We start from the raw sequence: 10,271 nt of genomic DNA, 5'->3' as shown, positions 1-10,271 counted from the left end.
CCCCCTCGCCCGATTGCGCGATGAGACACAGAGCCTTCATCGGAACTTCGCGCCGAGTTCGATGCCGTACGTAACCGGCGAATTCCAGACGGTACCGGTGCCCAACGTATTGAACAATACCTGCGTCTGAAAACGACGGTTGGTCACATTGTCCCTGAACAACGCCACCGTGTAGCGATCGGAAGGATCGGTCGCCTTGTCGCCTGCGGCCTGCCGAGCCAGCGCCATTACCGGCCAGCTCGCCATCGAGCATGCGATCGCAAAAATGGACGCAGATCGCGCGGCATTCAGGCCAATCATGAAATCCTCCCTGGATGCGTCGCGGTTCCCGCTCGCTATCTCGTCGGGCGCCCGTTCGTCTGCCAGCCGAAGCGCCTTCTGCGTTGCCACTGGATAGAACCGAGCACTGCCTTTGCACTTGACGGATCGCGACACTCGCCGTGTTCGGACGAACTTCGCTGGAGCGATGATGCCCGGATTGCACGTACTGAAATCAACCGCCGCCCTCGAACAATCCAACGAGCAAATTCACCATTTAGTATCATATTTGACGATTATGATGCGAGCTGCCGACTGAACGCTCGGCGGCAATGGCGACTGAAAACCATTCGGCAGCAATGGGAAAGCGAGAATTCACGCAGGCTATTTCGCTAGTTCACCTCCTATGCCTTCGTACACCTCTTCGTATTTCCGGAACCGAGAAGATCATTGCAACATTCAGGAATCGATAATACAGTGCCCTAATTATAAAAAACAATGATGGGGTGAGGACTATGAGGCTTTCGAGCTTAAAGGCTTACTCGTGCCGGCTTGCCACCGGCGCTGCAATTTGCGCGGTAGCGACAGCAACGGCGCACGCTCAGAGCGATCCAGGACAGACATCCCAGGCTCAAGCGACGGCGGACTCCGAGATCGTTGTCACCGGTACATTGATCCGCGGGATCGCTCCTGCCGGCTCCAACGTCGTCGGCATGAATGAACAGCAGGCCGAAGCCACGGGCGGCACCAGCACCAACGAAATCCTTGCAAGCATTCCCCAGGTCAGCAACTTCTTCGGGCTGGTTCCCGCCGGTGTATCGTCCGTGTCCGGCTCGAACGGCAGCAATCCGATTTCCCGGCCGAACCTGCGCGCGCTGCCCGCCGCGAATACCAGCGGCGGCGCGCAGACGCTGGTTCTGATCGACGGACACCGCGTGGTCGGCGCAGGAACCCAGCAGATCGCTGTCGATCCGGACATCATCCCGCCTATCGCCATCGAGCGGGTCGAGGCGATGCTCAACGGCGGCTCGGCGGTCTACGGTTCGGATGCTCTTGGCGGCGTGCTCAACTTCATGACCCGCAAGACTTATGACGGCGTCAAAGTCGAGGGTCGCGTCGGCTTCGGCGATGACTATACGTCATGGGATGCAGGCTTGCTTGTCGGCAAGAAATGGACCGGCGGCGGCCTCTATGTCGCTTACAACTACGCGCGGCACGATGCGATCTTCGGATCGGATCGCGATTACGTGAGACGTATCGACTGGAACACCGGCGTGCCCGTCGGACGCAATTGCGCCGATCCCACGACTACCATCGGAACGACCACCTACGTAAACTCCGGAAACGGCCTGGTGGCGGGCGACCCCAATACCTGCGACCCTTCTCAAGACCAGGCAATCTATCCGCGCAACGAACTCAACACCGCATTTGCGCGCCTCACCCAGGACCTCGGTGATTGGCTGAGCGCAGACGTTTCCGCGAACTATGCCAATCGCAAGACGACAGGTTTCGGCGGCACGCTTGGCGCTGTGGGCAGCACGACCGGCACGGTCACGGTAACCTCGGCAAATCCCTTCTACCGTAACACGGGCGGTGCCAACAGCGGCAGGACACAGACGGTCCGTTTCAATTACGGACCCGTAGACGGTGAACGCTCGAACCGCCAAGATACCGAACTGCAATCGTGGAGCGTTACACCGACGCTGACGGCCAAACTCGGCAGCGACTGGCAGGCCCGTGCGCTATTCAGTTATGGTCGCAGCAAGGTCACCTACGACAATAATGTCCTCGACCCGCTTGCGCAGGCCGCTGCACTCGCCGCAGGGACGCTCAATCCCTACGACATTGCCTCGACCTCACCCTCGGTGCTCGCAAATATCCTGGACGGACACGAGCGTGGATTTGGCCGCAATGAACTCTACGACTACAGGTTCATCGCGGACGGCCCGGTGTTCAAGCTTCCTGGCGGCGACGTCCGGGTCGCGGTCGGTAGCGAATACATGCGCGACAACTTCGCGCGCCAGACCACGGACGCCAGCCTGAGGCCCCTGCCGATCGTCAAATACACCCAGACGGTCAAATCGCTGTTCGGAGAGGTGCAAGCGCCGATCTTCAACGATGCCGGCCCCGGACTTGAAAGCCTGCTGCTTTCCGCTTCGGCCCGGTACGACAAGTACAATGACTTCGGCGACACGTTCAATCCGAAGTTCGCCGTGACCTACAAGCCGATCGACTGGCTTTCCATTCGGGCAAATTGGGGCAAGTCGTTCACGGCACCCTCGCCTGTCGATCAGCTAGGGCCGCTTACGGCGTCGGCCAACCTCGTGCCGGGCCAGTTTCTGGCCCCGCCGCCCGGATCCAGCTTTGCACCCGGCGAGACCGGCGTATTCCTCGGCAACGGTTCGGTCACCGGCCTGACGCCGCAAACCGCCAAGAGCTGGGCCGTTGGTGCCACGATCGAACCTCCGTTCATTCCCGGGCTTACGCTCGATGCAAGCTATTATCACATCGATCTCAAGGGGACGATCGGCCGACCCGTGACCGGAACCGGTCTCACTGACTTCTACAATAACTTCCCCAATCTCTGGATCTTCCGTCCAAGCGGACAGCAACTGGCGGCCATTGTTGCGGGCCTACAGAACCCCGCCAATGCCGGCTTCACGGTCCTTAATCCCACTTCGGCGGCTCAGGCCCTTGTGAGTTCTGCCGGCGGGGCTGGCATTCCGGTCGGCGTCGTTCTCGACACCCTCGTGCGCAATCTCGGCACGTCCACGCTGACCGGCATCGATTTCGATGTCAGCTATGTGCTCGACACGAGTTTCGCATCGTTCGACGCCCGGGTGGCCGGGAACATTCGCCTCACGCAGGACTCCCAGATGAGCCCGACGGCAGCTGTCGTCGACGAACTGGCATTCGGCACGCCCAAGGCAAGGATCATGTCCACCCTTGGAACCACGATCCACGGGTTCCGCGCGCAAGCCACATGGTATCATTCAGCCGGCTACAAGCGCGGCGATGCGGGACAGCCATCGGCGTTTGGCCAGACCCGGATCAAGTCATTCGACACGGTCGACCTGTTCTTCAAATATGCGTTCAAGGGCAGCGGGCTGACCGACGGATTGGCGGTGACCTTCAACGTCAACAATGTCTTCGATCGGGATCCTCCGGTCTACAAGAACGTCGGCCAAGCGGGATACGACCCCAGTGTCGCCTTCACTCTCGGACGTATCTTCCAGATCGGCGTCCAGAAAGAATTCTGAATTCAACACAATTTGCGCTCCCTCCTTGCCCGGTCGGCGGTCTTCGCCGACCGGGTCTTTTCTCTGGGTGCACTGTCCATGGGAAAGGTGAGAAAGCGATGACCCAACAATACGGCATTGGTCACCGGCGCGGCATCCGGGATCGGCAAAGCCTGCGCAAAACGGCTTGCTCGTGACGGTATGGCGGTAGGTGTCGTGGATACCTTTCGGACGGGCGGTCGAGCCTGACGAGAAGAACAATGCGCCCGGATCTGCCGGAACCACGCTTTTCATGCGCGCGTCCAGCCTGTCATCCGGCACCGCCAGCCCTAGAACCAGAAACGCACGCCAGGAACGAGCAGTACCTCCCCCTTCCCCGCCGACCACGGCGAGTTCTCGCAGAAACGGGAACCGGCTCGACGCATAAAAACCGGGTGCGCTCGCCGCGATCTGCGGATCGAGCCCGCAAAGGATCTCAAGAAAGTCCTTCTTGAGCACGCTCTCCTCGAAGAGCAAATACGATACCGCCGAGTGCCCGATCAGATATTCAAGCTCGGCCGGGGTCGAAAACGTGCTAAGCGGCGTTGCGACGCCGCCCGCCAGCGCCGCCCCGAACATTGCCGAAAGGAACTCCGCCCGATTGGTCATGAGGATGCCGACACGCTCCCCCTTGCCCAGTCCAGTCGCGATCAGCGCCTTGGCCACCTCCCGCGATCGGTCCCACAGGTCGCAATAGCTCCATCGCTCGCGCGACCCGTCGTCAAGACGGTGGACCAGCGCTTCACGGCCGCCGTAGCGGGACGTTACGTCCCACAGGAAGCCGCCAAGCGTCCGTTCTCCTAACCCCGCCTCCTCGCTAAGCGGAAGCCCGCGCGCGATGGAGACGGAGCGATCGACAACGAAATCGTGCGAAGACAATGTCCGTGCTCCTCAGTGCGGCAGTTGGACTTCGTTGACCGAGGTGACGACGATCTTGCCGTCCTGATTGGTCATCCGCACTTCGATCCGCACGACCGGGAAGCCCCATTCGGATTTCTCGATCTTCTCGATCACCTCGCCCTCGATGTAGGTGACGTCGCCCTCGAAGGCTGGCCCGCGGAATTCGCTCTTGGCATGGCGGACCATACCGTCATGCCCGGCCCAGAACGCGAGGTAGTCAGTGTTCCAGGCTGCCATCGTCGCGCCGTAGCCATAGGCCCGGTGCATGCCGATCTCGCTGGCACGTCCATCGTCGATATGCCCGCGCGAGGGGCCGAGGTAGAGGCCATCGCGCAGACGCGGATCGGTCATTGCGCCGACCTCGTCGAAGGAAAAGCCGTCGATCCAGCCCATGTCCTGATTGACCCAGCAATCGGGAACGCCCTCGACGCCCTGCCAGTAGAAGCTGCCCCAGATGTTGAAGATGAAGGCGCGGTACTCGGTGGTGAAGCTGGCGATCGAATGCGGTCCAATCACGCGGCGCGGCAGCTTCTGCCCCACCGAGACTTCCTCGAAATGCGGCGACTTGCCCTCACGGTTCGAAAGGAACCAATCGCGGCGGATCTTGTCTATCTCGTCCAGTTCAACCGCCGTCCACTTGTGCGGCGTGCCGGCAGTGGAGGCGTACATGCCGCGCTTTTCCGCTTCCTTGGCCAGGTAGCGTATCACCGTCGGGCATGACTTGGCGACAAGATCGCCGCGCTGGTTGCGGTGGATCGTATCGCCGCGCTGGAACAGCGTCGGGCCGGCGAACTTGGTGTCGGTGAGTTTGTAGCCGGTGAAGATGCGCTCATGGCTGAGATGGTCGCCGGGCCGGACGTGCGTGCCGTACCACCACCATTCCTCGCCGCCGAAGATCATGTGCTGGCCGTCGATCCGGCCGACGCAGGCCTGGTTGTTGCCGTGGCCATAGTCGAGCGCGACGCAGATCGATTGCGGGGCGATGATGTCTCCGAACTTTGTCTCCTGCGCGAAGCGCTGATCCCAGTGCAGCGGGTTCACATAGTCCATCGCCATGACCCAGCGGCGGATATCGGTCTTGTTGCAAGGTTCCCACAGTTCCCCGCCGCCGACTTGGTGTCCTAATCGCCATTCGACATCGCTAATGTCCATCGTTACCTGAGCGTCACTTTCCGCCATGCCATATCTCCCATTTGTCCTGTTGGCCGACCGGCGGATCTCCGCAGGCAATCCGCCTTTCGAGACACAATCGCGTGGATTCGCCGCCCTGACTTGACGGATCGCGACGATCGGCTGTGCGCTCTGGCGATATCGAAGTTTTAGCGCTCCGATCCTGCAGGACATTTTGCCCCGCGGGTGCCAATCTCAAGACGTCGGTCTCGTCGTAAGGCCGATGTTCCACGCCATTCTCGCGACTGAGCGCAGCGCGTTTGGGAACACCGATCCGAACCCAAAAGATCATTCAGAGGGGCATTACCAATGGCGGTGGCCGGTATCGATCACGTGAATATCAGGACGACGGATCCCGAACGAAGCGCCCGATTCTACGAGCGCGCTTTGGGCCTTACCTACAGGCTGGGGCCCGTCGTCATGGGAAATCAGGCTCATTGGCTGTTCGATGATGAGGGAAATCCCATAATTCATCTCAGAATGAAGCAGCCCGAGGGCTCCAACACCGGCAGTATCGATCATGTGGCGCTGCGCTGTGACAACCGGCCGGCAATGAAAGCCCGCCTGGACGATGCCGGCATCAAATATGCTGAAGCCGACCATATCAGCCCAGGCGTAGCGCAGATATTTCTGCTCGATCCGCACGGCGTACCGCTGGAATTGACCTTCGTCGAACCCGAGTAGCCGGGTGTTTTCGCCTGCAGCCGGCCCTGCTCCGTCGGGCACGATGCGCGTCAGCAGGACGGCGCACGCCAGCTTTGTCCTGGATGCACTGGAGCAGGCTATCCACGACCGACGGCCCGTTCATCGGGGCGGCCTGGTCCATCACAGCGATCGCGGATCGCAATACGTGTCCATCAAGTAGACCGAGCGCCTTGCTGAAGCCGTCATCGAGCCGTCCGTCGGCAGCGTAGGCGACAGCTACGAAAACGCTTTTGCCGAAACGATCAACGCTATTACGCCATGCTGGACGACATCCGACTGGCTGCTTTAATTTAAGAAAACTGGCCTCCGGCAATCTCGGTGCGGTTCAGTGCGGCAAATCCCGGCAATCGTTCTGGCGATCAATATGAAGTTCTGAAATTGGACTCGCGACGGGCGCGTGACGCCATTCATATACAGCGCACAAGGCCAGCCGGCAGTTGTCGACGAGAGCAGAACCGGCGACGAGCTACAGGAGAGACCATGACCACTCCGAACAATGGTTTTAACCAACACGATTTCTTCCGAAGTGATCACTTCGTGAGCGACCCTTATCCTTACTTCGACTATCTGAGGGATCAGTCTCCGGTGTTCCGTGAGCCGCATCAAGGTATCGTTATGGTGACCGGCTATGACGAAGCGCTTGAGGTCTACAATGATCCTGCCCGCTTTTCGTCGTGCATGTCGACAACCGGGCCCTTCGCTGGCTGCCCGATCCCGCTGGAAGGGCACGAGAACGAAGACATTTCCGAACTGATAGAAGCATACCGCGATCAGACACCGTTCAGCGACCAGTTGCCGACGATGGATCCGCCAGTGCATTCCGAGCATCGGTCCCTGCTGATGTCGCTGATCACGCCGAAGCGCCTCAGGGAAAATGAGGAGTTCATGTGGAAGCTGGCTGACGAGCAGATCGATACCTTTCTGTCTCGCGGCGAGTGCGAATTCATGGACGCGTTCGCCCAGCCTTTCGCCGTTCTGGTCGTGTCTGACCTTCTGGGCGTGCCGCCTGAGGATAGGGTGGAATTTCGCAACCATCTGATCCGGGTGGAACAGGAGAGCGGCGGCGCTGTGGTGGGCGGCACCGATGGCGGGGTTCATCATTCGCCGCTCCAGTGGCTCTACGATACCTTTTCCGCCTATATCGAAGATCGCAGGCGCAATCCCAGGGAGGACATCCTGACCGGGCTCGCTAACGCGACTTTCCCGGGCGGGGCGGTTCCAGAGCCGCTCGATGTCGCCCGGATCGCCGCAAACCTGTTCGCCGCCGGACAGGAAACCACCGTGCGCCTGCTCAGCTATGCCTTCAAGGTGATCGGCGAGCGACCCGACTTGCAGCAAAAATTGCGCGATGATCGCAGCCTGATCCCCAATTTCGTCGAGGAATGCCTTCGGATCGAAGGGCCGGTGAAAGGCGACTTCCGGCTGACCAAGAAGCCGACCACCCTCGGCGGCGTCGACATTGCGGCGGGCAGCTTCCTGTATATCTCGAACAGCGCCGCCAACCGCGATTCCCGGAAGTTCGAAAACCCCGGCGAATTCAACATGGCTCGGAAAAACGCCCGCCTGCACGTGGCATTCGGCGCCGGTCGTCATGCCTGCCCGGGTGCCCCATTGGCGCGGGCGGAGGCGGTCGTCAGCCTCAACCGTATGTTCGATCGAACCAGCGACATCCGGATTTCCGAGAAGGTTCATGGTCCGGCCGACGCGCGCCGCTATAGCTACCTGCCGACTTTCATTCTGCGCGGACTTACGCATATCAACCTGGAGTTCGATCCGCGCGAGGCGCCGTCGCAATGAAGGTCCGCATCGATACAGACCTGTGTGCGGGCTTCGGCATCTGCGTGGGAACCTGCCCCGAAGTGTTCGAACTGCACGAAGATGGCTACGCATCAGTGCTGGTGAACGAAGTTCCGTCCGAATTCGAGGAGCTGGTACGCAAGGCGGCCGATCAGTGCCCCGCACGCGCTATCTTCGTCACTGAAGATTGATCAACCGAAGGAAACTTTTGAATAGCCGAAAATGTTAGTTGCCGTCGAAGGCTCGCAATTCGAAGCGAGGCTATTGGCCTCGCCGGATCGGGGCCTTCGTCAGTTTTTCCGACAATCTATCAGTCGCCTGGCACGATCGCTCGAATCGCATCGCGCACATTTTCGTTCACCCGAATCACGCCATGCTTTTTTGGCCGCATTCGGGTTGGCATTTCCCGGGCAAATCAGGCCCGGCTCAACGCCACATCGTAATCGGCGCAGTAATCTGAGAAGCGCTCGCGAATCTCGTCGCCAGTGAGGCCGTAATCAGTCAGATTGTATGTATGCTTGCCGAAGCGGTCCTTGGGTTTCGTTTCGAGATAGCGCTGCATATTGGCCTCCGCCTCCGTACTGAATTCGTCGCCGCAGTGCGTGGAGAGGCGGCGCATCGTACCCATTGGATCGCGGTGGGTCATCACGAGTCGGGCGTCGGGATAGACCTCATGCAACGCGTCCAGATATAGAGGATGCCAAGGATTTCAGTGTCCAGCGCCCCGGCGCCTGTGACTGGAGCAGTTGCAGCAGGCGCTTCTGATGACGGAACGCGGGCATATAATCCGCATTATCCAGGAACCAGCGGTGGTAGCTGGGGATGCGATACTGCGAATCGAACACTTGCGAGACGAAGCTGGGCGCCATCGAAAATTGACATTCGCAAGGACTACCGGCGTCCTCGTGATGGTTGCCGCGATGTGCGGCATGACGTTCAGCGCATGGTCTAACTGAGCCTGGGCATCATCGTAACGCGGACCGCCGTAGAATTCCTCGGGCTGGGGCGGCGGCACCGAAGCGAATGCTTCCCATCGCAGGAAGCAGCGCCGCGCCGGGTCTTCGTTCAGCAGGTTGATTGTCAGTGTCGTTCCTGTGCGCGGCAGGCCGAACACGAAAGTCGGCTTCTCCACCGGCCGGTCCAGGATTTCCGCGTGGCGTTCAGATTCTCCGTTCCTAGGCGCGGCCCATCTGCTTTCCTGCTTAAGATGCCCAAAATCTCCATCAGGAAACGGCGAGCTCATGGTCGAAGAATGACATCCGACACGGGCTTTGCGATGTTCGTCGCTTGTGTAGCTTCAGTGCAAGCAACTAAGACTAATCAAGGTGCGATGGCCGATCTGTTCAAGATGCTTTCGAAGGCAGCACGCCTCGTCCGCAAGGGCCGCCCGATGTCGGCGCTGGTCGCCATGCAGGACGAGTTGAAGCCTCCTGCGCCCAGGAGGAGCAGATCGCCGAAGAACCCCCCACGCACCGGCGCAAAGCCGGCGGCGGCCCGGCAACCCCGCCCGGCGCCCGGGACGTTCGGCGCGCATGAATTCGAGTGCGCGCACGGCACGATCCACTTCCGGCTATACACGCCGCGGGGCCCCAAGAGACGGAACCGACCTCTCGTCGTGATGCTGCATGGCTGCTCGCAGACCGCATCCGACTTCGCGACCGGCACCGGCATGAATGCGCTCGCAGACGAACTTGGCTGCCTCGTTCTTTATCCGCAGCAGTCGCAGCGGGCTAATCTGGCGCGGTGCTGGAACTGGCACCGACGAAAGAACCAGGCACGCGGAGAAGGAGAACCGGCATTGATCGTGGCGCTGACCCGCCATGTCATCGCCCTTGCCGCGGGCAATCCGAAACGGGTCTTCATTGCAGGCATTTCGGCGGGTGGTTCGGCCGCCGCGATCATTGGAGCGGCCTATCCGGACCTGTTCACGGCGGTCGGCGTCCATTCTGGCGTCGCGCGTGGCACGATCCGGACCTTACCCTCGGCGCTCGCCGCCATGCGTGGGGAGGGTCGGGCCCGATCAACCGGCAGAGCGCCGCGCCCCCTTCCCACCATCATCTTCCACGGCGACGAAGATCGCGTTGTCCATCCGTCCAACGCCGCCGCGTTCCTCAATACGCTGGAGCGATCGCAGCCCGGCCCCTTGGTTTCGCGCACGTACTA

Annotated in this window: 10 protein-coding genes and 2 pseudogenes; 7 read left to right on the top strand and 5 right to left on the bottom strand. The window is 60.6% G+C overall.

What is annotated here, in order from left to right; translation table 11 throughout:
* Nucleotides 1-36 precede the first annotated feature (36 nt).
* Entirely contained in the window at nucleotides 37-390 is a 354-nt protein-coding gene (locus RT424_RS17135) for a hypothetical protein (RefSeq protein ID WP_313440704.1), read from the bottom strand.
* A gap of 581 nt (nucleotides 391-971) precedes the next feature.
* Here RT424_RS17135 and RT424_RS17130 point away from each other — a divergent pair.
* Nucleotides 972-3,518, top strand: a complete 2,547-nt coding sequence (locus RT424_RS17130) for a TonB-dependent receptor domain-containing protein (protein ID WP_409521526.1) — start codon at nucleotides 972-974, stop codon at nucleotides 3,516-3,518.
* Nucleotides 3,519-3,635: 117 nt separating this feature from the next.
* The gene (locus tag RT424_RS24555; RefSeq protein ID WP_409521527.1) at nucleotides 3,636-3,746 is read left to right on the top strand and encodes an SDR family NAD(P)-dependent oxidoreductase; all 111 of its coding nucleotides are present in this window, start codon (nucleotides 3,636-3,638) and stop codon (nucleotides 3,744-3,746) included.
* Here RT424_RS24555 and RT424_RS17125 read toward each other — a convergent pair.
* Nucleotides 3,747-4,415 (bottom strand): annotated as a pseudogene (locus tag RT424_RS17125) (AMP-binding protein); the annotation flags it as partial.
* Nucleotides 4,416-4,427: 12 nt separating this feature from the next.
* Nucleotides 4,428-5,615: a MaoC family dehydratase N-terminal domain-containing protein gene (locus RT424_RS17120; protein ID WP_313440700.1), complete on the bottom strand. Its 1,188-nt coding sequence runs from the start codon at nucleotides 5,613-5,615 to the stop codon at nucleotides 4,428-4,430.
* 300 nt (nucleotides 5,616-5,915) lie between these two features.
* Here RT424_RS17120 and RT424_RS17115 point away from each other — a divergent pair, with 300 nt between their 5' ends.
* From RT424_RS17115 to RT424_RS17100, 4 genes and pseudogenes are all read left to right on the top strand, one after another.
* On the top strand, nucleotides 5,916-6,290 hold the full coding sequence (locus RT424_RS17115; RefSeq protein WP_313440698.1) for a VOC family protein: 375 nt from the start codon (nucleotides 5,916-5,918) through the stop codon (nucleotides 6,288-6,290).
* Between the two features lie 46 nt (nucleotides 6,291-6,336).
* Nucleotides 6,337-6,564, top strand: a pseudogene (locus tag RT424_RS17110) (DDE-type integrase/transposase/recombinase); the annotation flags it as partial.
* Nucleotides 6,565-6,629: 65 nt separating this feature from the next.
* Nucleotides 6,630-8,108 (top strand): cytochrome P450, encoded by a 1,479-nt coding sequence (locus RT424_RS17105; RefSeq protein WP_313440696.1) that lies wholly within the window; start codon nucleotides 6,630-6,632, stop codon nucleotides 8,106-8,108.
* On the top strand, nucleotides 8,105-8,299 hold the full coding sequence (locus tag RT424_RS17100) for a ferredoxin (RefSeq protein ID WP_313440694.1): 195 nt from the start codon (nucleotides 8,105-8,107) through the stop codon (nucleotides 8,297-8,299). Before RT424_RS17105 ends, RT424_RS17100 begins: the two co-directional genes overlap by 4 nt.
* A gap of 224 nt (nucleotides 8,300-8,523) precedes the next feature.
* Here RT424_RS17100 and RT424_RS17095 read toward each other — a convergent pair whose 3' ends face one another.
* Together RT424_RS17095 and RT424_RS17090 are read right to left on the bottom strand one after the other, a co-directional pair.
* Nucleotides 8,524-8,754, bottom strand: a complete 231-nt coding sequence (locus tag RT424_RS17095; RefSeq protein ID WP_409521528.1) for a hypothetical protein — start codon at nucleotides 8,752-8,754, stop codon at nucleotides 8,524-8,526.
* Between the two features lie 25 nt (nucleotides 8,755-8,779).
* A complete protein-coding gene (locus tag RT424_RS17090) occupies nucleotides 8,780-8,977 on the bottom strand; it encodes a hypothetical protein (RefSeq protein ID WP_313440742.1) in 198 nt (65 codons plus the stop codon).
* Between the two features lie 383 nt (nucleotides 8,978-9,360).
* Between RT424_RS17090 and RT424_RS17080 the strand changes: the two genes are divergently transcribed.
* The coding region (locus RT424_RS17080) for a PHB depolymerase family esterase (RefSeq protein ID WP_313440692.1) at nucleotides 9,361-10,271 on the top strand (911 nt) is incomplete at its 3' end.

Source organism: Novosphingobium sp. (genome assembly GCF_032093395.1).
In the GTDB taxonomy this organism is placed as follows: Bacteria; Pseudomonadota; Alphaproteobacteria; order Sphingomonadales; family Sphingomonadaceae; genus Novosphingobium.
The sequence above is the reverse complement of the archived record's forward strand: the minus strand, read 5'-3'. Positions and strand labels throughout refer to the sequence as shown.